This window comes from Pseudomonas sp. FEN (assembly GCF_904067045.1).
GTDB lineage: Bacteria > Pseudomonadota > Gammaproteobacteria > Pseudomonadales > Pseudomonadaceae > Aquipseudomonas.
Map to the genome: position 1 here is coordinate 151,795 of NZ_CAJFDC010000013.1, position 23,258 is coordinate 175,052.

Below are 23,258 nucleotides of genomic sequence, written 5' to 3' on the forward strand. Positions count from 1 at the left end.
GTTGCCCATTCAACTTGCCTGCGGGCCGGCCAAACGCCAGAAAGCCGGCAAATCCATTGCAGCCAACTGTTGCGCCCACAACGCGCTCGAACCGCCGTCGTCATGGGCCAGCGCCAACTCCAACAACGGCCGGACCAGATCCGGCTCCCAACGATCCAGGCCCTGCTCCGTCGCTTCCTGGAGCAATACATCCAAGGCAACGCGCAACTGGGCGTGGGGGTCGAAACGCTGTAGCAAGTGGCATTGGGCGGCGCGCAGGCGAAATCGCTCGCGACCGCCGCCGGCCTCGCGCAAACCGGCCTGCAGTCGGGCCAGCGCCTCGTTCAAACGGCCTTCGGCGGCGTCACGTCCGGCCTCATCGATCAGCTTCTGCCGCGTATCCGCAGCGCCGCTGCTGGCCGCCGGTGCCAAGCCTTCGAGCCAACTACGGGTTGCGCCATCGGCGAAGGGCTGGCCGTCGGCGAAGGTCAGTTCAGCCAGCGACGGCAGACGCGCCAGGAAATGGCGGGTTTCCAACGCCAGACTGGCGACGCCGGCCATCGCTCCCGAACCCAGTCGCGAGAGCGCGGCATGACTGGCCCGATTGAGGTCCAGCCAGAATGGATAGCTGGTCAACCGCCCCTCGCAAAAACGCACGATGTCCAGTGGCTCGCCAACGCTCTGCAAGCGGCTGAAGCCCTCAAGCTCCGCATCCGAGGGCGGCGGAATACGCGTCGTGTAGCCTTGCGCGGGTGGCACCTGCTCCAGGGTCGTCCAAGCCAACTGGCGGTTCAGGCGAAACAGCAACGGCAAGGTCGCTCGCGACTCCAGACAAAAACCCAGCAGCGGCGCCAACGAGGCGAACACCGTATTGACCGCGTTCTCGATGGCCTCGTCGCTCTCAAGACCGCCCAGTGGCTGAGCCGGAGCGAGGACAAGGGGCGGCGCAGGGACCGAGGATGTGTGCACAACTGGCGTCGGGATCGCCGTAGCCACATCGAGTGCCGGTAGAATCGCCTCCGACGGCACGGATATCGGCTCGACACTTGCCTGCACGGGTAACTGCGATAGACGACGGCGCAATGCAAAGAAGCTCGGACCGTCGGCGTCCCGATCCCGCCAATGGTTATCGATGGCGTCCCAGTCTTCGAGCAAGCCCGCCAATTGCTCGCCGGGCACCGACTCGAAGTCCCCTTCGAGCTTCGCCGCGAGCCACTCAAGCATCCACTCGGCCTGGTTGCGCCGGGCACGCAATCGAGCCGGCGGCGGGGTCAGGTCATCCCAATACAACTCAAGCATTTCGCGCAATATGTGTACGCCGTTGACCAGACCGCCAACACCTTGCAAGGTGGTCCAGGCACATAACAGCCAGACCGCGGCATTAAAATCCTTGCCCTCTTCACGAAGCACTTTTACGCAGGCGTCAGCCACTTTCCGCCAATCCACACCGGACTCGGCATGGATATTGTTCAATTTATCCACTTCGATTTGCGCAAGCGAAAAGGCCGCCCCTTCCCGAGGATTGGCGCCAGCAGGATGGGTCAAACTGATCGCAAACGAACCCAATTCCCGGTCAAGACAACTCATCCGTTACTCCTGCTACTTCAATGGGTTGTTCAATACACCGTCGCTGCGCAAAAACTGCCTGCCAATGCCCGGATAACTTCTGCGTCAATCACCACTTCCATGGATTGATCCAGGCCATACACATTCAGCCAGGTAGTGCTGCAACCCTCGAAAAGAGCGGGAGTCGCTCACTCAACCGCCAGACAAGCATGTGTCAGACAAGACATCGGGGACATCAGGTGAACACCTGAAGTACTCGCCCGTAGAAAGTGCTCTTGCAGAGCGCCGCACGGAAAACGGCAAACCAGACGCCGCCAGGACTTTATTTGAAAAAAAGTGTGCGTTTTCAAACGTGAAAGCGCACTGACGTTGTGAAATTCGAATCTGCATGAATCTATCAGGCGCCTTGCGGATGACTTGACCCTGCGTTGCAATTTTTCAAATATTTTCAGCTCCCCGTCCCGGGCTCTCCAGCACCTGGCCCACCGCAGGTTGGAATCTAAAAAGGATTGTCATTACTTTCTTGGAAAAACCGGCTATAAGACGATCAATAAAGAACTCTGACTGGCTGCTGGTAGGGAGCACGGGCATACATCGGGTCGATCAATAGAGTTTTCCGGTCTGTAGTGAGTTCATGAGCAAACCCGTTTCAGTCATACAATCGCCTGACCACTTCGGCGCCCTGCACGCCCATGATCGCTTTGACGTCAGTAGCGAGCCCGTCGCCAACCAACTACTGGCCTGGCGTGACCGGGTCGGACACGTCATTGACGTGCTGCCTTCATCCCGTGCAACCACCTCGCTTTTCAGCGCTTGCATAGACCGCTACAAATTGGGTGATCGCGTCTTTACCGACTGTTCAAGTGACGCCCTGTTGCTGGAGCGTTCGATCGCCCGCATCTCCACCGACACGGTCCGGGACTATGTTTTTCAGGTATTCACCCAGGGCGCGATGGAGTCCATTCGAGGCCGGGGACAGGAAAACAGCACGCCCGCCATGGCGAGCATCGTTGCCATGGACATGAACCAGCCGATAAGAATGAGTCGGGGGCGTTGCCGCGTATTGACCTTCTTTGTCTCGCGCGCGGTCGTGGAGGCGGCACTGCCGCATGCAGAGTCGATCCACGGGCGGGTCTTCGAGAATACGACACCGGTTACCCAACTGATGATCGACCATGTCGCGACACTTTCAAGAAAACTGCCCGGCATGACCGCGACCGAGGCCACGGCGACATTCGATACCGCCGTGCAACTCATGCTCGCGGCATTCTCGAAACAGGCCAAGCTGGGTGGACACGTTCGGGCGGCGGCGCGTAGCGCGATGTTCGATAAAGCCAGGCGGTATGTGCAAAACAACCTGTATCAGCCCTGGTTGACGCCGGAATACGTGCTGATGGCAATGCAGCTGCCTCGCGCCACGCTCTACCGCCTGTTCCAGCATGAGGGTGGCTTGGGCCGCTATATCCTCAACTGCCGGCTGCGCGAAGCGGCGGACGAACTGGTGCGCTATCCGGACCGCCAGGTGATCGAGATTGCCTACAGCCTCGGGTTTAACAGCGCATCGGCCTTTACCCGGGCGTTTCGTCGCGGCTATGACCTATCCCCGCAGGACCACCGCCTGATGGCGGCACAGCGAATGGAGAAGGCCGCGGCGGACAACCGTAAAATCAGCGGTCGAGTCGGTCAATGAGTCGACCGCTGGGTGGGAAACCTGGCTAATGCGAACAGGCTGATCAATAGCGCTCCCAGCAGATACCAGGAAGGCGCCATCGAGTTATGGGTAATACCGATCAGCCAAGTCACAAAAAACGGACAGAATGCCCCAAAGATGGTTACGCCGAAGCTATAGACCATCGACATCCCGGTGGCACGATGATGCACCGGGAAGGCCTCCATGATCATGACCGTGGTGACACCGTTGTTACCCATCGAGACAACCGAATAGACGCCGATGATCAGCAAGGAGGCCAACTCGCCAACACCATGGGTCAGGGCGAGAAATACCGGGTAGAGCAACAGGATGCTGGCGGTCATCGTCACATATTGCGTGGGTTTGCGTCGTGGGAGCCGATCGGCGAACCGGGCAAACAATGGCGCGGCGATGAACAGCATCGCGCTGGACAAGCACGCCGAGAGCAAACTCATGCTCGGTGACAGGCCCAGAGTACGGACCAGATAGGTCGGCATATAGAGCACCATCAGGTAGATGCTCGCAGTGGGTGTCGCCATCATCAGAACTCCCAACAATAGCGGGGAACGATGGTTTTTCAGCAAGACACGCAGCGACGGTCGCGGGGTACCAGGCAGTCTTGTCTCCAGCATATCGCGACGGATGAACCACCCGACCGGGGCAATCAACAGCCCAAGCAGAAAAGGAATACGCCAGCCCCAGGCCAGCAACTGCTCGGGCGTCAGCAACGAAGTCGTTACGGTCCCGACGACAGCCCCCACCAACGCCGCGGCAGCCTGACTGGCCGAGCGCCAGCTGACCAGATAACAGCGTTGATTATTGGCCGCCAGTTCCATCAGCACCACCGACGACACACCGATCTCCCCTCCGGTTGCGAATCCCTGCAGCAACCGCGAGAGCACCAGCAATACCGTTGCGGTGACGCCAATGGAGGCATGGGTCGGCACGAAAGCGATCAGCGCGGTGCCTGCCGCCATCAATAAATTGGTGACATTCAGCCCCGCCTTTCGTCCTTTACGGTCAGCAAGGTTGCCAATCACGATGGCACCCAGCGGGCGCATCACGAAACCGATGCCAAACGTCAGCAACGCCATCAGTAACGAGGTGAATGAGCTGTTCGATGGGAAAAAAAGCTGGCCTATGATCACGGCGGAAAAGCTGTACACCGTGAAGTCGTAGATGACCAGGCCGTTGCCAACAACCGTCGCCAGGATCACCTTCTTCGATTGCCTGAAGGTCACCGGAACGCCGCCAGATTCCAGATTCGACATTTCAGCTCAGACCCCGTCGAATAAATCAAAGCGCGCTTGGCAGCGAACACGTAGGTAAAAAACGCCCCTCCTGGACACGCATGGCGCTAACAGCCAGACAGGCTGTCCATCGGTTGAATACGTTTGTAAGGCGCCGTCCTGGCGAATGCATCCTACGGAACAAAGTCCGGCTTGTATGTAGCCCATTTACAACGCAAGCAACCGGGCATCCCCGGTTGCGTGACAGCATTGTTTTCTCCAGCGGCCCGGTGAATCACCCAGCGCCCTTATTTGATGGTTGAGGTAGCCGCCTGGCCCAACCCTTTGTCGTTGTGATCGCCCGGTGTGGTGTCCGAGATCGCCGTGGCTTTCGACAGTCCTTTCGTTGTCTTGGCGTGGGCGACACTCGAGGTTGCAACGCCGTGGCCACGATCGGTTTTGTGCGCGCGCCCCAGGTGAGTGCCACTCACGCCATGATCCCGCACGGCCTTGCCGTCATGATCGGTCTTGTGGGCAGTCCCAAGGTGCGCGCCACTCACACCATGATCCCGAACAGCCTTGCCGTCATGATCGCTTTCCTGACCTTCGGCGAGACCGCCAGCACGGCCACCGCTCTTGGCACCGGCCGAGTGACCACCGCTCTCTCCGCCATGCCCACCGTTGCCACCGTTGCCGCCGTTACCACCAGCGCCACCGCCACCACCGCCCCCCTCTTTGGCATAGGCGGAGGCCATGATGGACAACTCGGCCGGCAATAATGGCGCGGCCGCCAGCATCATCACGCAGGACATGGCGGCAACGAGGGTTTTCTTTTTAATACGCATAATGACTTCCGTATAAAGTGGGTCTTTGCAGCAAATCAGACACAATCAGTTACAAGTCGTTCAAGGACTCGCGACAGACGGAAGCCGCAACGCTGTCTTATAAAGTGAATACGAACCCCTCTCTTTGACGACTCATTGAATGATCAGGAAAGAGCCGGCAATACCCGCGTGGCTCGGTGCAAGAACCGACTAATTCAAGGCGCCATTCAACACTTCGTAGATGATCCCGCTGGCGATCGCCACCAGGATCAAATCGGTCCCGGCCTGCTGCCACTCATACCCTTCGTAGTACGGAAGCTGGCCTAACAGTCGACCATCGAGTTTTTTCGCGATACCGGGAGGAAGTGGTTTCCCCCGCGCCAGTCTCTTCTGGATACCCGGTGGCAATGCTGGCCCCGCGCGCCAGTAATCCCGGTGCCCGCCCAGTACTCCGAGGACGCGTCCTCGATCGATACTCGGACCCTGGGACCAATCACCGCCCGCGGACTTTTTACCGTGGCCGTTGCCGTGGCCGCCTTGATTACCCGGGCCCTGGAAGTCGTCCGAAAAACCCTTGCCGTTGCCCTGCCCCTGGCCCCTCCCGTTCCCAGGATCAGCCAGGGCGGTAGCAGAACCCGTTACCAGGGCCAGGCAAGTCACTACTGCAATAAACGAGCGAGATCTGAACATAGCGGTTTTCTCAGAAAGAGGCCTATCCTCACTGCAATGTAGACGACATCGAGTAAAGAAGTTCCAGACCGCCCTGTGCTTGCGCACAGCAACTGGCATCAGGCCCTGTAGGACACTCGTGTCTACTCAGCCATACAAATTATCCAACGCAATGGCGACCACTGGCAGCGCCGGGTCGAACGCATGCCGGGTGGTCTTGTAGGGAAATATTTCGCCACGTGCAATCGTCGTGAAGATTCGCGCCACTTCAAATGCCTGCCCGGTCCGCCAATGCCTGACACATACCCGCGGGTCAGCGTAATCGAGCTCAATGCAGGGCACGCGCTTCAAGCCCAGTTGCAATGCCGCGTTGAATCGGTGATTGCCGTCCATCACGATCCCCCTGGAACGTTCGACAATAATCGGCTCAAGCCAGCGGCCGGTACGCAGGATCGCTTCACGAAGCTTGCGCACATTGTCGGGGTCGACCTGCTCTGACTGCCGCACATCGCACAACGGCCGCAACACGATGTCGTAAGCATGCGCCGAATCCGCGTCGCCGAAACAAGGCTGCTGGTTTTCCATGGTCCATCTCCTGAATTGACGATCGGTTCAGCAGGCATCGACTTTGGCGGCGAGCGAATAGCGGTTGGCCACCTCACGCAGACGCTGCGCCTGTTCGATCAGCGGCAGGTCGACCATCTCGCCATCCACTTGCACCGCGTGACTGCCTCCGGCCACCGCGCTCAGCACCCGATCGGCCCAGGCCAGTTGCCGGGCATCGGGCAAGAAGGCCTGCCGCACGCTGGGCAACTGCGCGGGGTGAATGCACAGCTTCGCGCCAAACCCCAGGGCCCGGGCGTAATGCGAGTCCCGCGCCACCCGCATCAGATCGCTGATCGCCGGCGTCACGCCATCGATCGGCGCCGGGAGATCAGCCGTGCGCGAAGCCAGCACAATTCGATTGCGGGCAAACAGAAAGGCTTCGGGGACCTGGCCGCAATCAATGTCCAGGGAGAAATCCAGCGAGCCGAACGCCAGGCGCGCAAGCCCCGGGATCCCGGCAATGGCTTCGACCTGTTGCAGGCCTTTGGCGGTCTCGATGATCGCGACAATCCGCAAGGCGGAATTCCAGGCCAGCAACCGCTCGACCACTCTCGACAAGGTCTCGGGACATTCAGCCTTGGGCAGGAAAATACCTGCGCAGCGCTCCGGATAGCGCATGTCGCCAAGCCAGGTCATGTCCTGCTTGAAAAAGGAGCTGTCGACACTGTTCAAACGAATGTAACGCTGGCACCGGGTGACTGGGGTTTGCTCCTGCCAGACCCAGATCGCCGCGCGGGCAGCGGGCTTGTAGTCGGGATGAACGGCGTCCTCGAGGTCCAGGATTATCGCATCGGACCCGGCGTCGGCCGCCTTGGCAAAACGCTCGGGACAATTGCCCGGGACGAACAGGTAGCTGATGGGAAGCGTCGCGGCGGTGCTGAGACGATCAGTAGTCATTGAATCTCTCCTTGGCATGCATCAGTCGAAAGTCTTCGAGCGTTTCTGGCACCTTGAGCATTCGCCTATCGGCGCCGAGTAACGAATTGTTTCATCAAGCCTCAACGCCTTATTTATCAAGGCATGCCGGGCTTCTTGCAGTTTTATTGCCTGGTAATAAGTGCGTGAACACCGCGGTGCCCCGCACGTTTGCGATGGGGTGACCGCAAAATATTTGAAAATCCTACTTGATAATCATTCACATTAGCAATATCGTTCTCATCAATTCGTAGGTTTCGCCCTACAAACCCAACAGAGCCACCCTGTCCAAGAGGAGTGTTGTGCAGAGATGCCATTCAGATATCAGGCACCAGCACTTTAGAAAGACTGCCGCGCTCCCCCTAAGTTAATGGCCAAAGGCTATTTCCCCATAAACCACATGGAATGAGGTTGTCATGCAATTGCTTTGTAAATCGATAACGGCCGGCCGCACTGTTTCCCCGCCCGCCAGTGCTGTTTGGCACCCGCCGCCAACGGTTTGAATGCTCGTCTCTGACGAGAGGCAACAGCACATCTGTCGACAGCATTTACTTGTCGAAATATGAATGGCGACGTTTTCGATGCCAGAGGTCAACTATGCCTAATGCAATTGCGCCAGCATTCAAAGAGTTCACTGAAGTTCATGACCCTGAACTTCTAAAACCATTGCTTGATCCGGTTATTTCACACTTGATCTACAACGCGCCAGAAACACTTGTGGGTTTGCTGAAACAACACGGCTCGCCCTTGAACCTGGTGTGGCCGCACGCCTTTCAAGCCAATGCAACGGCGTTGCAAGCGTTGTTGAATCAGTTCGGCATACGCCATGCCATCTTCTACGGCGCCAAGGCCAACAAGTCGCAAAGCCTGCTCGCTGCCGCCGCCTCGGCGGGTTTCGGGGTCGATGTTTCCAGCGTCCACGAACTGGACGCGGCGCGGCGTGCCGGAACCCCGGCGGAGCATCTGTGCGCCACGGGGCCGGCCAAGACGAGCGCCTTTCATCGAGCGCTGGTCCGTGAGGGCTCGCTGATTTGCGTCGACTCCATGGAAGAGTTCGATCACCTGAAGAGCCTCGTCGAATCCCTGCCGCCCCCCGTAAAAGCCAGGGTTCTACTGCGTTACAGGCCGCTGGACTGCCCGTCGAGCCGCTTTGGCATGAGTGCGAACGACTTGTTGCTCTGCCTGCAACGCCTGGCCGAACTCAAGGACATGTTCCACTTCGAAGGCTTTCATTTTCATCTGGGCGGGTATGCCTTCGAAACCCGGGTCCAAGCCTTTCGCGAACTCGGCGGCTTCGTCGACGCGGCGCGAGAAATGTCCTTGGAGCCGAAGATGATCGACATCGGTGGTGGCTTGCCGATGCGCTACATCGACCCCCAGGCCTATGCCAGTTTTCTACAGAACAACAATCAACCCAGCCATTACCACAACCAGAAAGTGCCCGAGTCTTTTTATCCTTATGGCAGTCCCCTGAGCGCCTGCCAGTGGCTGGCAATGTTTCTCGAGGCACCCCATTCGCCAGGCCAGTCCATCGCCACTTACTTGAAAGAACAGAATATTACCCTGGCACTGGAGCCCGGTCGGAGCCTGGTCGACCAGGCGGCGATTTCGATATTTCGAGTAACGCGAAGCAAACAGCTGGCCAATAACAAAACCGTCATCTTTATCGAAGGCAGTAGTTTCAGCGCCTGCGAAACCTGGTTTTCATCGGAATACCTTGTCGATCCGATTCTTATCAGCACCCAAGAATCCGCACCTACGCCCATGCGCGCCTATATTGCCGGGCATAGTTGCCTGGATGACGACGTCATCACTCATCGCTTGATTCACTTCAGTACAACACCGCAACCCGGCGACTTGTTGATTTACGCCAACACCGCCGGTTACCAGATGGACCTTCTGGAGAACCAGTTTCATCGTCATCCCCTGCCCCAACGGTTGACGGCAACTTGTTGCACGCAAGGCCATTACGCGTTTTCACCTGACTACTAAAGGGAACACTGCAAATGATACTGAGTAAAGTTTCTGATCTTATTGGTAATACGCCGATGTTGGCCATTGCTGTTCCAGATACGAATGCCCGACTGCTGCTCAAGATTGAGAAGAACAACCCCGGCGGTAGTATCAAGGACCGGATGGCGCGCAATATGGTGCTGGCCGCGCTCAAGTCCGGGCGTTTGAAAACCGGCGGCGTGGTGGTCGAATCCTCTTCCGGCAATACCGGTATCGGCCTGGCCATGGCGGCCGTCGAATTTGGCCTGCATTTCATTGCCGTGGTCGATCACCACGCCGCCCAGGACAAGATCGCCGTGATGAAGGCACTGGGTGCCGAAGTCCGCTATGTCGCCGGCACCTACCGGGAAGATGAAGTCGCGGTGGTCGAGCGCCAGCGCCTGGCGGCCGAACTGGCCGAGCAGATTCCGGGCGCCGTGTTCATGAACCAGTCCGACAATGCCGCCAACGCCGGCGGCTACAGCGATTTCGTGCGGGAAACCATCGCCCAGGCCGAAGGCAGCATCGGGGCTTACGTCGGTTGCGTCGGCACCGGCGGCTCGATGACCGGCATCGCCCGGGGTCTGAAGTTGCACAACCCCGATACGCTGACCGTGGCCGTCGAGCCTGCCGGGTCCATCGTCTTCGGCCACCCCGGTTACCCGTATTACCAGTCAGGTACCGGCACCCCCGCCGGTGACACCGTGGGTCTGGTGCTCGACTACAGCTGCATCGACCTCGGCGTCCAGGTCACCGATTCCCAAGCCTTCGAAACCGCGCGTTATGTCGCCCGACATATGGCGCTGCTGGTCGGCGGGTCGACCGGAGGCACGATTTTCAAGGCGCTGGAGCTGATTCACAAAGGCGTGCTCAGCGGCAATGTGGTGGTGCCGATCGCCGATGGCGGTGAAAAGTACCTGCACACCGTATTCGACGAACAATGGCTCGGCGAACGCGACTTGCTGGACCCAGGCGTTGCCACCCAACTGGATATCTGGCTGGGCAAGAGCCAATGGCTGGAATCCACCTCCACACCGCTGCAACTGAGCGTCGCATGACCGTTCTTCGACACAGGACCTCCTCTCAATGAAACCGCTGAAAGTCGCCATCTGTGGCGGTGGCCGGACCGGACACCTCAACGCCATTCTGTTCAAGCAACTGCCCGATGTGCAGGTCTCGATGCTCACCGGCAATCCGCGGGTTGTCGATCAACACACCCGTGGCAAGCCGATGCAAGCGCTGTTACCGGACGGTTCGACACTCAGTGCCCACCTGGACTGCTTGACCACCCAGGCCAGGCTCGCCGTCGAGGATGCCGACATCGTCATCATCACGGTGCCGGCCCACGCCCGGGCGCAAACCCTGCAAGCCATCGCGCCACACCTGAGCACCGATAAACCGGTGTACATCGGTGCCATTCCAGGCTTCTGCGGCTTCGACTGGCTGGCCGAATCGCTGCTGGCCGAGCAGCCGAACCTGGTGATCTGGGGCATGAAGGATGTCCCGCACACCGCGTTCGATTTGAAGCCCGGATGCTCGATCAAAATGGGCGGCGGCAAGCAACAGCTCTATGTCGCCACCCACGCCCGAGAATCCGCGGCTTCGCGCCAACAGCTGCAGCAACTGCTGAGCCGGCTATACGGCCCGTGCGTGACGCTGCTGGACAACTACCTGGAAATCACCCTGACCCCGGGCAATCCGATCATGCACAGCTCGGTGATCTACGGCCTGATCGGCCCATACGGCCAATGGCACCGGAAAATCTTTCCACAACCCCTGTGCTGGTGGACCGAGTGCCCCGAATTGGGCGCGTACTTCCTCGAACGCATGGATCAGGAAAGCCAGGATCTCTGTGCGGTGATCAGTCAACGATTGGGCATCGACCTGTCTTCGGTGAAATCCCTGAAACAGGAAATCATCGAGGCCTACGGCGAGCAGATCCGCGACCGGAGCAGCATGCTCTCCATCCTGCGCACCAACCAAGCCTACAACGACATCCTCGCGCCCATGGTGCCGGCAGCGGACAACCGTGCCGGCTACGTGATCGAACGGGAAAGTCGCGCCTTCAACGAGGACGTTGCCTACGGCCTGGTGCTGCTGGTGGAAATGGCCAAGCGCTTTGACCTGAAAGTGCCCTACATCGAGGAAGTCCTCAACTGGAGCGTTTCCTACATGCAAGGGCTACGGGATTCGGCGCTGGACTACTTCCCCAACCACTGGCCGCGCACGGCATGAGCCGGCAACGCCCTGTTCTTTTACCTCTCGACGAGCAGATAGCTGAAATGGATGACCTCAAGACACTCATCGCCTACTCCCGCAAAAATGCGCTGCGCCGCTTGATTCGCTGCCTGTTTGCGGAAAATATTCTCGACCGTTCGGCCCTGAGCTTTGGCGCCGAAGGCAACCAGGCCACATTCGCGCTGAAAGGCGCCCGCGCGCGGCTGTTTTTCTCCGATATCGCCCTCGGGCCAGCCGATACCCTGGTCAGTGACGGCGACGTGGTATTGCTGACCGAGGATGGCCTGCGCCAACCGATCCACAGTCATCAGGACCTGCTCGACGTGCTGCGTGACAGCTTCGATTTCGAGCCCTCGGATGACGGTGTCGCCGGGCTCAAGTCGGACATGGAAAACAGCCTGATGAACGATGCCCATGCGCGCCAGTATCGCCAGCAGTGGAACGCGCGACTGACCGGAGCCAGCAGAAGTCATGGCGTCGAAAGCTTCACCGACTACCTTCGCCAGCACGCCAGCACCAAGGACGCGGCCATCCTGCTCGATCAATGGGGTTCGCTGGAAGGCCACCCCTACTATCCGACCTGGAAATCCCGTCCGGGCCTGACCGATGCCGAAGTCGCGCAACTGTCCCCCGAGTTCAACGCCCAGGTCCCGCTGCGCATTGCCGCGTTGCGCGCCGACATGGCAAAAAGCGAAAGCATGCCCCATGTGGGCGACTATCGCAGCTGGTTCGCCAGCCACTTCCCGGCGCAATGGGAGGCATGGAAAACCTCGTTGCGGGCCAAGGGCCTGGACGAAACCCAGTGGTTGCCCCTGCCGATTCACGCCTGGCACTTGCAGGCCTACGTGCTCAAGACCTTTGCCGCGGAAATCGAGGAAGGCATCCTGATCACCGATGGCCCCGATCTCCCGACGCTGCCGACCATGTCCTACCGGACGATGATGCCGCTGCAGGAAGACAGCGCACCGCTGATCAAATTGCCCATCGCCCTGTGGATGACCAGCGAGCTACGCAGCCTGCAGGCCAAATCGATTCACATGGGGCCACGCATCAGCACGGTGATCAGCCAGATCCTCGCCGCCGAGAACGGTTTCGATCGACGTCTGGAAATCTTTCCCGAAGAAATCGGCGTGCGTTACAAGAACGCGATCACTCAGGACGATGCGCCGGGGCGACACCTGTCGGTGGTCTATCGCGCCAGCCAGCAAGCCTTCGAGCGCAACGACCAGTGCCTGCCGATCACCGTGGCTTCGCTGTTCACCCGCTTGCCCGGCAATGGCCGACCACTGTTCACCGATCTGATCGAGCGTGACGGTGTACGGGCGAGTGCCGCCGGTGTCGAAACCTGGTTCCGCCAATACGCCAAGGTGGTCACGCAACCGGTGGTGGCGATCTATCTGTTGTATGGCATCGGACTCGAGGCCCACCAGCAGAACACCATGCTGCTGTTTTCCCCCGACGGCACCGCCAGTAGCCTGCTGATCCGCGATTTTGGCGATGGCCGGACCTATGCTCCACTGCTGGAGGAACGCGGCTACACCTTACAACCGCATGTCCAGCCTGGCATCCTGCCGACGGTTTTCGTCGACGATATCGAACCGGTACGCATGTTTGTGCTGGATGCGGCGTTCCTGACCCACCTGCACGAAATGGCCCTATGGCTGACCAAGGAGTACGGGTTGGGCAACACGCGACTGTGGCAGGTGTTGCGCGAAGAAACCGAACTGGCCTTCGCCGCCGTGCGCGAGCGGGTATCGCCAGCGCTGTGGGAAGTCGAGCGCAAGGCGTTCATCGAAGATCCCTGGCCAACCCGATCGTTGCTGCGCATGCACTTGATGCAGTATTCCAACTATCGACTGCAGCACACCTTGAGCAATCCGCTTAACGCCGTTTAACCACCGAGGTTGATTCATGTCCCATGCAGGTGCCATCCAGGGTTCATCCGTAAGAATCCTGATCTATCTTCTGTTCGCCATCCAACTGATCTCCATGGGGGCGATGGAAATGAGCGGGCCGTTCTGGCCTGTCCACCTGCGTGGGCTGACCTCGTCGGAGTCGCTATTCAGCTTCGCCAGCATCGCCGTCTATGTCGGGCCGATGCTGGGCATTATTCTGACCAGCGCCTTCTGGGGTCGTATCGGCGACCGCTACGGCCACAAGTTGATGATGATCCGGGCCTTGGCCGGTTTATCCTTGACCCAGCTCGGGCTGGCATTGTTCAGTGATATCTGGGTGATCCTGCTGCTGCGCTTCCTGCAAGGCGCCTTCGCCGGCTACATTGCCCCGGCCCAGGCCTATGGGGTCAGCATCGAGGCACCTTCGCGGCGGGCCCGCCTGTTTGCCATCCTGCAGATCTCGACCAACGTCGGCTCGTTGCTCGGCGCGGTGGTTGGTGGGTTGATTCTCGACCACGCCACCTTCTTCTGGATCAATCTGATTGCCGCGGCACTCTGCGCGGTCTGTACCGTCGTGGCGGCCGTGACCCTACCGAATGTAGCGCCGGTGAAGAAACCCGCGGCGCCGCAAAGCACCACGCCAAACCAGCGCGCCCCTGGCCTCTGGCAAGGTACGCCGCTGCTGTCGCTACTGGGCGTCATGGGCATTCTGCTGCTGGCGCGGATGCTGCCGCAGACCTCGTTTTCGCTATATGTCAGCTCGGTGTTCGAGGTCAGCAACTCGGTGGTCGGCCTGTGCTACGGCCTGCTGGCCCTGGGATTCATCCTCTCGGCGACACGCTGGTCACGGTATTTCGAACACCGTACCCAGCAAGACACCCTGCAGCGCATCACCTTCGTGGTCATCGGCTGTATCGGCCTGACCGCCGTCGCCGGCCTCACACGCAATCCCGTGGTGTTTGTCGTCGCCTACTTCATCTGGGGCGTGCTGCTGGGCGCGACGACACCGGTGCTCATGGCCCTGGTCTCGAAGACCGCCGACAGCTCGCGGCAGGGTCATGTACTGGGGATCGCGCAAAGCACCGCGCAATTCGCCTCGATTGCCGGGATCTCGGCCGGCGGTTTGCTGAGCCAGGTCTATGGCCTGCAATACACCTATCTGTTCGTATGCCTGGCCTATGGGGTGGCCCTGGTGCCCATTGTCGCCCTGCGTTACCGGGCGCTGGTCATGCCGCCAAGCCAGCCCAGCCACGGCGACTGAACAAGGAGAGTTTTTTGAACATTGAACAACTGCGGGCCGACACCCCGGCCGTCGAACGGCTGATCCACTTCAACAATGCCGGTGCCGCGCTGATGCCGGACCCGGTGATCCAGGCGGTCACCGCTCACCTCGAACTCGAGGCGCGCCTCGGCGGATACGAAGCCGCCGCCGAACGCTCGGTCGAGCTGGAAAATGTCTACGCCTCCATCGCTCGACTGATCAATGCCCGGCCTGACGAAATTGCAGTGATCGAGAACGCCACCCGCGCCTGGGACATGGCCTTCTATTCGCTGCCGCTGGGCCCCGGGGATGTGCTGCTGACCTCGACCACCGAGTACGCCGGCAACTACATTCCCTACCTGCAACTGCAGCAACGACGTGGTATCGAAATCCGCATCATCCCCAACGATGAACACGGCCAGGTATCGCTGGCGGCCTTGCAAGACATGCTCGGCGATGATCGCGTGGCCCTGGTGTCGCTGCCGATGATCGCCACCAACGGCGGCCCGGTCCAACCGATTGAACAGATCGGCGCGCTGGCCCGGGCGGCGGGCGTGCTGTTTTTGCTCGATGCCTGCCAGGCGGTCGGACAGATACCAATCGACGTAGCCAAAATCGGCTGTCACCTGCTCACGGCGACCAGCCGCAAATACCTGCGCGGGCCTCGGGGCATGGGCTTTCTCTACGTTGAAAGAGACCTGTGCCAGACTCTGCAGCCGGCCTTTCTCGACCTCCACGCCGCCACGCTGTCGACCGCGCAAACCTTCCAGGTGCGCGCCGATGCCCGACGCTTTGAAAACTGGGAATGCAATGTCGCGGCGAAACTGGGCCTGGGGGCGGCGGCGGATTACGCCCTGGCCCAAGGCATCGAGCCGATGTGGCAGCGTATCCAGCAGTTGGCGGACCATCTGCGCCATCGACTGGGCGAAGTTCCCGGCATCACCCCTCAGGATCTGGGGGCGCTCAAGTCCGGCATCGTCACCTTTACCCGCCAAGGCAGCAGTGCCCCACAGGTGCAGCAGTGGCTGGCGGCACAGGCCAGACGGATCAACATCAGCACCTCGACGGTCCGCTCGACCCTGCTGGATATGCAGCAACGGGGGTTGCACGAGGTCAGTCGTGCTTCGGTGCATGCCTACAACAGCAAAAGCGAAATCGACACACTGATCGAGGCGCTCCTGCGCATGCCCCCGGGGTGAACCGGGCAACTACCCCTTGCATCGCGGGCACGCGGCAATCTAGTATTACGAATACCTCTCAATCGCAAAAAAACCATTCAACCATGAGCGATACCCTCTCCGCACCCGCCAATCATCACCTGCACACGCTTGAGGCCTTGTACAGCGGGCATCACGGCTGGCTGTACGCCACGCTGCGCAAGAAACTGGGTAACGCCATGGATGCGGCCGACCTGGCGCAGGACACCTTCACCCGCATTCTCGCCGCCAAGGTGGCGGTGATCGAACAGCCCCGGGCCTACCTCAGTTGCGTGGCCAAGGGCATTCTCGTCAACTGGTATCAGCGCAAGGCGCTTGAGCGCGCCTACCTGGATGCACTGACGCTGCTACCGGCTCCCGAAGTGCCCGCGCCCGAGTTGCGCTTGATGGTGCTGGAGACCCTGCATGACATCGACGCCATGCTCGATGCCCTGCCGCCCCTGGTCAGACGCTGCTTCCTGCTGTCGCAGATCGGCGGCCTGAAATACCAGGACATCGCCGGACAACTCGGCGTCTCGCTGATCACCGTAAAGCGCTACATGAAGCAAGCCTTCGTGCAGTGCCTGATGCTGGCGGACTGATGCCGACGCAGCGCAATGACGCCCAGATCGATCCCCAGGCCCTGGAGGAAGCCGCCGAGTGGCTGATGCGCCTGGGCGAAGGCGATTTCAGCGCCAGCCAACGGGCCGAACTGGAGCGCTGGAGCGCCAGCAGCCCCGAGCGCCATCGCGCCTGGGCCCGGGCGCAGGTCCTGCAAGGCAAGCTCGGCACCCTGCCGCGCTCATTGGCGATGTCGGCGCTGGATCGCCCAAGCAACCCTTCCCGGCGCATCGCACTGGCCAAACTGGCAACGATCCTAGCGCTGCTGCCGGTCGGCTGGGGCAGTTGGAAACTGCTGGAGGCGCAGCCATGGACCGCCGACTACCGCACCAGCGTCGGCCAGCGCCGTGAATTGACCCTGGACGACGGCTCGCGGATCACCCTGAACACCGACACCGCCATCGATGTCCTGTTTGACGCCCAACAGCGCCTGATCCGACTGCGCGAAGGCGAAATCCTGGTGCAGACCGCGCCGGACAACTTGCCGCAGCCACGGCCGTTTCTGGTCAGCACCCGCCAGGGACGGATACAGGCACTGGGTACGCGTTTTACCGTCCGTGAATGGCAGCCCCACACGCGCCTCGCGGTATTGGACGGTGCCGTCAGGATCGAACTGCCGCCCGAGAGTGGCGTCGCCCCACGAATAGTCAATGCCGGGCAACGGACCGATTTTTCGTCCCATGCCTTTGGTCAACAGGTCGCGGCGGACGACTCCGTCAGCGCCTGGACCCAAGGCATGTTGATGGCCGACAACATGCGCCTGGCCGACTTCGTGGCCGAATTGGCGCGCTATCGAAAAGGCTTCGTGCGTTGCGATCCGGCGGTGGCCGACCTGCGCATCTCCGGCGCCTTCCCTATCAGTGACAGCCAACGCACCCTCAAGATGTTGGTGCAAACCTACCCGCTCATCGCAACCGGGCATTTGAGCGGTTACTGGATAACGCTCTCCCCAGCCTGAGCGGCAAAAAGAGCTCGGTAAAAAAATGCCCCGCAGGTGATACTTTTTTTGACCTCGGCTGGCTAGATAAGGAAATACTTCTCATTATCGCCTAAAGGGTCACCACTCCATGTCTGTCGCACGATCTCCGCGTTCGGATCGCTCCTTGAAACTGGCGGTGCGCAGCGCGCTCCTCAGCCTTGCCCTGACCAGCGTCGCCACGCCTATCGCCGTGGCGGCCACGCCGGCACAGTTGGATTCGGTCGCGGTCCGCACCTTCAACATTGCTCCTGGCCCCCTGGGCACGACCTTGTCGCGGTTCGCCGTGGAGACCGGTATTGCCCTGTCGTTTCAACCGGCGATGACCGAAGGGCTGAGCAGTCCCGGCTTGTCGGGGTCCTATACGACCCAGCAAGCCATGGACCGGCTACTGGCCGGCAGCGGCCTGGAGATGGTTGCACGCAGTGACGGCAGCTACACCCTGGCAACCCGCGCGAGCGATGGCACGGGCGGCCTGACCCTCTCCGAAACCACGGTCAAGGCCGCCGAGGCGCGCCCGGACGATTTGCCGCCGGTCTACGCCGGCGGCCAGGTGGCCCGGGGCGGTCGACTCGGACTGATGGGTAACAAGGACCTGATGGACGCGCCCTTCAGCGTCAGCAACTACACCTCGACCCTGATCAAGGATCAACAGGCCACCACCGTGGCCGACGTACTGGAACGCGACTCTTCGGTACGCTCCACCGGCCAGACCGGCGGCGTGGTCGACTCGTTTTTCATTCGCGGTTTCCCGGTGGGCGAAGGCAACCTGGGGGAACTGGCTTTCGACGGCGTGTATGGCGTGGCCCCCAACTACCGGGTGTTCACCGAGTACGCCGAGCGCATCGAAGTGATCAAGGGCCCGGGCGCCCTGCTGTATGGCATGTCACCCAACAGTGGGGTCGGCGGGGTGATCAACGTGGTCCCGAAACGCTCCCTCGATGAGGACCTGACCCGCTTCACCGCCAGCTACGGCCTGAACACCCAGGCCGGCGGACATATCGATCTCAGCCGCCGCTTCGGCGCGGAACGCCAGTTCGGTATCCGTATCAACGGCAGTACCCAGCAAGGCGACACGGCCATCGACAACCAGTCGCGGGACGTGAACATCGGCGCCATTTCCCTCGATTACCAGGGCGAGCGCTTGCGCACGACCCTGGACCTGATCAGCCAGGAAGAAGAGTTCGACGCGCCCTCGCGGCCCTTCCTGATCGCCTCCGGCGTGAAGGTGCCCTCCGCCGCCGATGGTCGGATCAATGTCACCCAGGACTGGGGGTGGGCGAAAACCCGCGACAAGGCTGCGTTGCTCGGCGCCGAATACGACGTCAATGATGCCCTCACGGTATTCGCCCATGCCGGCGGCGGTAAGTCGGATGTGGCGCGCCTGTCCGATCAGACCCCGACCATTCTCAATGCCGCCGGGGACACCTCTTCGACGCCCGGCTATTACAAATTCGAAGTCGAACGCTACACCGTGGATGCCGGCGCCCGCCTGCGCTTCGACACCGGCCCGATCAGCCACAGCACCACGTTCCAAGTGACCCACTACCAGGACGAGCTGTCGCGGGGGATCAACTCCGGCCCGGCGCTGCTGTCGAACATCTACCATCCGATCGACCGCCCGCAACCCTTCATACCCACGCCGGATGTGCGCAAAGTCTCCGAAACGGAACTGTCCGGCGCGGCCCTGGCCGACACCCTGTCGATGATGGACGAGCGCTTGCAGGTCACCTTTGGCCTGCGCCAGCAAAACATCAAATCCGATAACTACAGTACCAGCGGCGTCATCACCAGCTCTTATGACAAGAGCAAAACCACGCCGTTGTTCGGCGTGGTGGTCAAACCCTGGGAGCATGTGTCGTTCTACTACAACTACATCGAAGGCCTGAGCAAAGGCGATGTCGCCCCGGCCACGGCCTCGAACTCGGGTGAGATCTTTGCACCCTACATCTCTCGCCAGCAGGAAGTCGGGGTCAAGGTCGACTACGGTACCTTCACCTCGACCCTCAGCCTGTTCCAGATCAAGAAACCCAGTGGCGAACTGGCCTCGGGGGTGTTCGCGGTGCAAGGCGAACAACGCAACCGTGGCGTGGAGCTGAATGTGTTCGGCGAGATCGCCGAGGGCACCCGCCTGCTCGGCGGCGTCACCCTGCTCGATGCCGAACTGACCAAGACCAGTACCGTCGCCAATCGCGGCAACACCCCGGTGGGCGTCCCCGAGGTGCAGGCCAATCTCTGGGCCGAATGGGATACCCCCTGGATCGAAGGCCTGACCCTGACCAGCGGCGCGATCTACACCGGCAGCCAGTATGTGGACCAGGCCAACACGCAAAAACTCGATCCGTGGACCCGCTTCGATGTCGGCGCCCGTTACAGCACCCGGATCGCCGAGCGTCCGACCACATTCCGGGCCACGGTGCAGAACGTGTTCGATCGCGAGTACTGGTCCGGCGTCGCGTCCTACGGGGCCTTCTCCCAAGGATCGCCACGCACCCTGCAACTGTCAGCCACCGTCGATTTCTGAAACCTTCGGCCTCGGGCCACGGCCACCGCCGTGGCCCGAGGCTGAGCTCTGCAAAGGCTTTCACCATGGCATCTGTTCAACGACCCGGCCCCGCCCTCGCCGCCCTGTTCCTGGCGGGCCTGCTGGGTATGACGCTGTTTTCTTCACTGGCCCCGCGCAACGCCGTCGCCGCCGTGCAGGACCCTGCCGCGGTCACGGTGACCGATCTGCTGGGACGCCAGGTCAAGGTGCATATTCCGGTACGACGCGTGATCCTCGGCGAAGGCCGTCAGCTGTACCTGGTGGCGGCCCTGGATACCCATAACCCGCTCGAACGCATTGTGAGTTGGCGCAAGGACCTGATTCAGTCCGATCCAGACACCTACGGCGCCTACCTGCGCAAATTCCCCGCCATCGCCAATATCCCGACTTTTGGCGGCTTCGAGAGCGGCACCTTCGACATCGAACAGGCGATCGCCCTGCAACCGGACGTGATCATCCTCAATAGCGAAGCCCAGCACGCCACCGAGGACGCCCGTTACATCGAGAAGCTCAACGCCGTGGGCATTCCGGTGGTGTACGTCGACTTTCGCAACAACCCGATGGAAAACACCGAACCGACGATGCGCCTGTTCGGCAAGTTGTTTGGCAAGGAAGCGCGGGCCGAAGCCTTTATCGACTTTCGCAAGCAGCAGATCCGCCGCGTCACCGATGTGATCGAGGCGCGCCAACCCGCGCGGCCGAATGTGTTTATCGAGCGCATCGGCGGTTATACCGAAGATTGCTGCCTGAGTTTCGGCAATGAGAACTTCGGCCGCTTCGTCGAGCTGGCCGGTGGCAACAACGTCGCCAAAAGCATCATCCCCAGCACCTTCGGGCAACTGAACCCGGAACAGGTGATTGTCGCCAACCCGGATCAGGTGGTCGTCACCAGCGCCAATTGGGAAGCCTTTGCCCCCGGCGGTCACTGGGTCGGTGTCGGCCCCGGCGCGGATCTGGCGCAGGCCCGACGCAAACTGGCCTGGTACACCCAGCGCCCGGCTTATGCCGGGATCAAGGCCCAGGAGAACCAGGCCTTCCATGCCATCTGGCATCAGTTCTACAACAGCCCCTACCAGTTCGTGGCCATCCAGCAGCTCGCCAAATGGTTCCACCCGACGCTGTTTGCCGATCTCGATCCCGAGGCGTCGTTTCGCGAACTGCATGAACGCTTTCTGCCGGTGCCTTACGAGCCGGGCTACTTCGTCAGCCTGAAACCAACCGAGGACAAGCCATGAGCGCCCTGGGCGAAGTGCATATCGCGCAAAGCAAGACCTATCGCCGGATAGTACTGCGCAAGCGGCTGATGCTCGCCGGGCTGACCACGCTGCTGGTGCTCAGCGTACTGCTCGACCTGGCACTGGGGCCGGCGCGCTACAGTCTGCGCGAAGTGCTCGGCGCACTGTTGTCGCCGGATACGGCATCGGCGCAAGTGCGCGTGGTGATGTGGGAAATCCGTCTGCCGGTGGCTCTGATGGCCGTGGCGGTCGGCGCGGCGTTGTCGTTGGCCGGCGCGCAAATGCAGACGATCCTCAACAATCCATTGGCCAGCCCCTTCACCCTGGGCATTTCCGCCGCCGCCAGTTTTGGCGCGGCCATGGGCCTGGCATTCGGGGTCGCGCTGTTCCCGTTTGCGGTGCAGTACATGGTGCCGCTCAACGCGTTCATCATGGCCATGCTCTGCGCGCTGCTGATCCACCTGCTGAGCATGCGCCGCGGCGTGACCGCCGAAACCATCGTACTGCTGGGCATCGCGCTGGTCTTCACGTTCAATGCCCTGCTGGCGCTGGTGCAGTTCTTCGCCACCGAACAAGCGGTCGCCGCCGTGGTGTTCTGGACCATGGGCAGCCTGACCAAGGCGACCTGGCCAAAACTGGGCGTGGTCTGCCTGGTGATCCTGCTCACCGCGCCGATCTTCGCCAAGCGCGCCTGGGCCATGACCGCCCTGCGCCTGGGTGACGACAAGGCCGCCAGCTTCGGCATCAACGTCAAGCGCCTGCGCTTGCAGACGCTGATCATGGTCAGCCTGTTGGCGTCGTTTCCGGTGGCCTTTGTCGGCACCATCGGCTTCATCGGGCTGGTCGGACCGCATATCGCCCGGATGCTGATCGGCGAAGACCAGCGGTTCTTCCTGCCGGCCTCGCTGCTCACCGGCGCGCTGATTCTGTCGGCCAGTTCAGTGGTCAGCAAAACCCTGATTCCCGGAGCGATATTTCCCATCGGCGTGGTCACCTCGTTGATCGGCGTGCCGTTCTTTATCTCTCTGATCCTCAACGGGAAGAAAAACTCATGGTGAAGCTTCAACTGGAGAACCTCGGCGCCCGTTACGGCCAGCGCGAGATCCTTCGCGAGGTGACCACCACGACCTTTCTCGGTGGCCAGGTAGTCGCCGTGGTCGGTCCCAACGCCGCCGGCAAGTCGACCCTGTTCAAACGCATGGCCGGACTGCTCGACGGACCGGGACGGGTCAATCTGCAGGACTCGAAAAAAGGCCTGCAAGGCATCTGCTACATGCCCCAGGGCCTGAATGCCAGCGCCCGTCTGACGGTGTATGAATCGGTGCTGCTGGCGCGCAAGCAACTCAACCCCGGCTGGCGCGTCGATGACGATGAATTGCAGCGGGTTGACCAGATCCTCGCCGCACTGGGGATCAGCGAATTGTCCTTTCGCAACCTCGGCGAGCTCAGCGGTGGTCAACAGCAGTTGGTGTCGATTGCCCAGACCCTGGTGCGCGAGCCGGAAATCCTGCTGATGGACGAACCCACCAGCGCGCTGGACATGCACCGCCAGGTGCAGGTGCTGAACTTCATGCGCTCGTTGGCCAGACAACGGCAGATCATCGTGTTCATTGCCATCCACGATCTGAATCAGGCCCTGCGCTTTGCCGACCAGGTGCTGGTGATTGCCAATGGCCGTGCCCAGGGCAGCGGCCCCAGCGACGAAGTGATCAACGTGCAGATGCTGCGTGAGGTCTACCAGGTCCGGGCACGGATCGAGACGTGCAGCCAGGCCAGGCGCCATATCCTGATCGACGATATCGTTTGAAGCTGTCTTCTGAC

19 protein-coding genes are annotated in these 23,258 nt (G+C 60.9%); 13 read left to right on the forward strand and 6 right to left on the reverse strand.

Annotation, left to right across the window (positions count from 1 at the left end):
- Nucleotides 1–9: 9 nt before the first annotated feature.
- Nucleotides 10–1,566 (reverse strand): type VI secretion system protein TssA, encoded by a 1,557-nt coding sequence (tssA, locus tag PFEN_RS15075; protein WP_191487615.1) that lies wholly within the window; start codon nt 1,564–1,566, stop codon nt 10–12.
- A 613-nt stretch (nt 1,567–2,179) separates the two neighbouring features.
- Here tssA and PFEN_RS15080 point away from each other — a divergent pair.
- Complete coding sequence (locus PFEN_RS15080) at nt 2,180–3,235, forward strand: helix-turn-helix domain-containing protein (protein WP_191487616.1); 1,056 nt, start codon at nt 2,180–2,182, stop codon at nt 3,233–3,235.
- Here PFEN_RS15080 and PFEN_RS15085 read toward each other — a convergent pair.
- The 5 genes from PFEN_RS15085 to PFEN_RS15105 form a co-directional block, all read right to left on the reverse strand.
- Nucleotides 3,229–4,506, reverse strand: a complete 1,278-nt coding sequence (locus tag PFEN_RS15085; protein WP_191487617.1) for an MFS transporter — start codon at nt 4,504–4,506, stop codon at nt 3,229–3,231. The two genes, PFEN_RS15080 and PFEN_RS15085, sit on opposite strands and share 7 nt — an antisense overlap.
- Nucleotides 4,507–4,772: 266 nt before the next feature.
- A complete protein-coding gene (locus PFEN_RS15090; RefSeq protein WP_191487618.1) occupies nt 4,773–5,309 on the reverse strand; it encodes a hypothetical protein in 537 nt (178 codons plus the stop codon).
- Nucleotides 5,310–5,498: 189 nt separating this feature from the next.
- Complete coding sequence (locus PFEN_RS15095) at nt 5,499–5,978, reverse strand: anti-virulence regulator CigR family protein (RefSeq protein ID WP_191487619.1); 480 nt, start codon at nt 5,976–5,978, stop codon at nt 5,499–5,501.
- A gap of 126 nt (nt 5,979–6,104) precedes the next feature.
- The gene (locus PFEN_RS15100; protein WP_191487620.1) at nt 6,105–6,542 is read right to left on the reverse strand and encodes a ParB N-terminal domain-containing protein; all 438 of its coding nucleotides are present in this window, start codon (nt 6,540–6,542) and stop codon (nt 6,105–6,107) included.
- Nucleotides 6,543–6,569: 27 nt separating this feature from the next.
- Nucleotides 6,570–7,460 (reverse strand): HpcH/HpaI aldolase/citrate lyase family protein, encoded by an 891-nt coding sequence (locus PFEN_RS15105; protein ID WP_191487621.1) that lies wholly within the window; start codon nt 7,458–7,460, stop codon nt 6,570–6,572.
- A gap of 570 nt (nt 7,461–8,030) precedes the next feature.
- Between PFEN_RS15105 and PFEN_RS15110 the strand changes: the two genes are divergently transcribed.
- From PFEN_RS15110 to PFEN_RS15165, 12 genes are all read left to right on the forward strand, one after another.
- On the forward strand, nt 8,031–9,470 hold the full coding sequence (locus PFEN_RS15110) for a Y4yA family PLP-dependent enzyme (RefSeq protein WP_224770970.1): 1,440 nt from the start codon (nt 8,031–8,033) through the stop codon (nt 9,468–9,470).
- A gap of 14 nt (nt 9,471–9,484) precedes the next feature.
- Nucleotides 9,485–10,528: a PLP-dependent cysteine synthase family protein gene (locus PFEN_RS15115; RefSeq protein ID WP_191487622.1), complete on the forward strand. Its 1,044-nt coding sequence runs from the start codon at nt 9,485–9,487 to the stop codon at nt 10,526–10,528.
- 28 nt (nt 10,529–10,556) lie between these two features.
- Nucleotides 10,557–11,705: an NAD/NADP-dependent octopine/nopaline dehydrogenase family protein gene (locus PFEN_RS15120; protein WP_191487623.1), complete on the forward strand. Its 1,149-nt coding sequence runs from the start codon at nt 10,557–10,559 to the stop codon at nt 11,703–11,705.
- 47 nt (nt 11,706–11,752) lie between these two features.
- Complete coding sequence (locus PFEN_RS15125; protein ID WP_191487624.1) at nt 11,753–13,603, forward strand: IucA/IucC family protein; 1,851 nt, start codon at nt 11,753–11,755, stop codon at nt 13,601–13,603.
- Nucleotides 13,604–13,619: 16 nt separating this feature from the next.
- Nucleotides 13,620–14,864 (forward strand): MFS transporter, encoded by a 1,245-nt coding sequence (locus PFEN_RS15130; RefSeq protein WP_191487625.1) that lies wholly within the window; start codon nt 13,620–13,622, stop codon nt 14,862–14,864.
- Nucleotides 14,865–14,878: 14 nt separating this feature from the next.
- A complete protein-coding gene (locus PFEN_RS15135; RefSeq protein WP_191487626.1) occupies nt 14,879–16,063 on the forward strand; it encodes an aminotransferase class V-fold PLP-dependent enzyme in 1,185 nt (394 codons plus the stop codon).
- Nucleotides 16,064–16,146: 83 nt separating this feature from the next.
- On the forward strand, nt 16,147–16,662 hold the full coding sequence (locus PFEN_RS15140; RefSeq protein WP_191487627.1) for a sigma-70 family RNA polymerase sigma factor: 516 nt from the start codon (nt 16,147–16,149) through the stop codon (nt 16,660–16,662).
- Nucleotides 16,662–17,639, forward strand: a complete 978-nt coding sequence (locus tag PFEN_RS15145; protein ID WP_191487628.1) for a FecR domain-containing protein — start codon at nt 16,662–16,664, stop codon at nt 17,637–17,639. The genes PFEN_RS15140 and PFEN_RS15145 overlap by 1 nt, the downstream gene beginning before the upstream one ends.
- A 109-nt stretch (nt 17,640–17,748) precedes the next feature.
- Nucleotides 17,749–20,181 carry a TonB-dependent receptor gene (locus tag PFEN_RS15150; protein ID WP_191487629.1) on the forward strand — a complete coding sequence of 811 codons (2,433 nt, stop codon included), beginning with the start codon at nt 17,749–17,751 and terminating at the stop codon, nt 20,179–20,181.
- 65 nt (nt 20,182–20,246) lie between these two features.
- Nucleotides 20,247–21,437, forward strand: coding sequence for an ABC transporter substrate-binding protein (locus PFEN_RS15155; RefSeq protein ID WP_191487630.1), 1,191 nt, complete (start codon nt 20,247–20,249; stop codon nt 21,435–21,437).
- Nucleotides 21,434–22,495, forward strand: a complete 1,062-nt coding sequence (locus tag PFEN_RS15160; protein ID WP_191487631.1) for a FecCD family ABC transporter permease — start codon at nt 21,434–21,436, stop codon at nt 22,493–22,495. The genes PFEN_RS15155 and PFEN_RS15160 overlap by 4 nt, the downstream gene beginning before the upstream one ends.
- Nucleotides 22,489–23,244 carry an ABC transporter ATP-binding protein gene (locus PFEN_RS15165; protein ID WP_191487632.1) on the forward strand — a complete coding sequence of 252 codons (756 nt, stop codon included), beginning with the start codon at nt 22,489–22,491 and terminating at the stop codon, nt 23,242–23,244. Before PFEN_RS15160 ends, PFEN_RS15165 begins: the two co-directional genes overlap by 7 nt.
- The last annotated feature ends 14 nt before the right edge of the window (nt 23,245–23,258 follow it).

What these genes read in the sequence shown, in the direction of transcription:
- tssA (WP_191487615.1), bottom strand. Translation starts at nt 1,566, where the DNA reads ATGAGTTGTCTTGACCGGGAATTGGGTTCGTTTGCGATCAGTTTGACC.
- PFEN_RS15080 (WP_191487616.1), top strand. Translation starts at nt 2,180, where the DNA reads ATGAGCAAACCCGTTTCAGTCATACAATCGCCTGACCACTTCGGCGCC.
- PFEN_RS15085 (WP_191487617.1), bottom strand. Translation starts at nt 4,506, where the DNA reads ATGTCGAATCTGGAATCTGGCGGCGTTCCGGTGACCTTCAGGCAATCG.
- PFEN_RS15090 (WP_191487618.1), bottom strand. Translation starts at nt 5,309, where the DNA reads ATGCGTATTAAAAAGAAAACCCTCGTTGCCGCCATGTCCTGCGTGATG.
- PFEN_RS15095 (WP_191487619.1), bottom strand. Translation starts at nt 5,978, where the DNA reads ATGTTCAGATCTCGCTCGTTTATTGCAGTAGTGACTTGCCTGGCCCTG.
- PFEN_RS15100 (WP_191487620.1), bottom strand. Translation starts at nt 6,542, where the DNA reads ATGGAAAACCAGCAGCCTTGTTTCGGCGACGCGGATTCGGCGCATGCT.
- PFEN_RS15105 (WP_191487621.1), bottom strand. Translation starts at nt 7,460, where the DNA reads ATGACTACTGATCGTCTCAGCACCGCCGCGACGCTTCCCATCAGCTAC.
- PFEN_RS15115 (WP_191487622.1), top strand. Translation starts at nt 9,485, where the DNA reads ATGATACTGAGTAAAGTTTCTGATCTTATTGGTAATACGCCGATGTTG.
- PFEN_RS15120 (WP_191487623.1), top strand. Translation starts at nt 10,557, where the DNA reads ATGAAACCGCTGAAAGTCGCCATCTGTGGCGGTGGCCGGACCGGACAC.
- PFEN_RS15125 (WP_191487624.1), top strand. Translation starts at nt 11,753, where the DNA reads ATGGATGACCTCAAGACACTCATCGCCTACTCCCGCAAAAATGCGCTG.
- PFEN_RS15130 (WP_191487625.1), top strand. Translation starts at nt 13,620, where the DNA reads ATGTCCCATGCAGGTGCCATCCAGGGTTCATCCGTAAGAATCCTGATC.
- PFEN_RS15140 (WP_191487627.1), top strand. Translation starts at nt 16,147, where the DNA reads ATGAGCGATACCCTCTCCGCACCCGCCAATCATCACCTGCACACGCTT.
- PFEN_RS15145 (WP_191487628.1), top strand. Translation starts at nt 16,662, where the DNA reads ATGCCGACGCAGCGCAATGACGCCCAGATCGATCCCCAGGCCCTGGAG.
- PFEN_RS15150 (WP_191487629.1), top strand. Translation starts at nt 17,749, where the DNA reads ATGTCTGTCGCACGATCTCCGCGTTCGGATCGCTCCTTGAAACTGGCG.
- PFEN_RS15155 (WP_191487630.1), top strand. Translation starts at nt 20,247, where the DNA reads ATGGCATCTGTTCAACGACCCGGCCCCGCCCTCGCCGCCCTGTTCCTG.
- PFEN_RS15160 (WP_191487631.1), top strand. Translation starts at nt 21,434, where the DNA reads ATGAGCGCCCTGGGCGAAGTGCATATCGCGCAAAGCAAGACCTATCGC.
- PFEN_RS15165 (WP_191487632.1), top strand. Translation starts at nt 22,489, where the DNA reads ATGGTGAAGCTTCAACTGGAGAACCTCGGCGCCCGTTACGGCCAGCGC.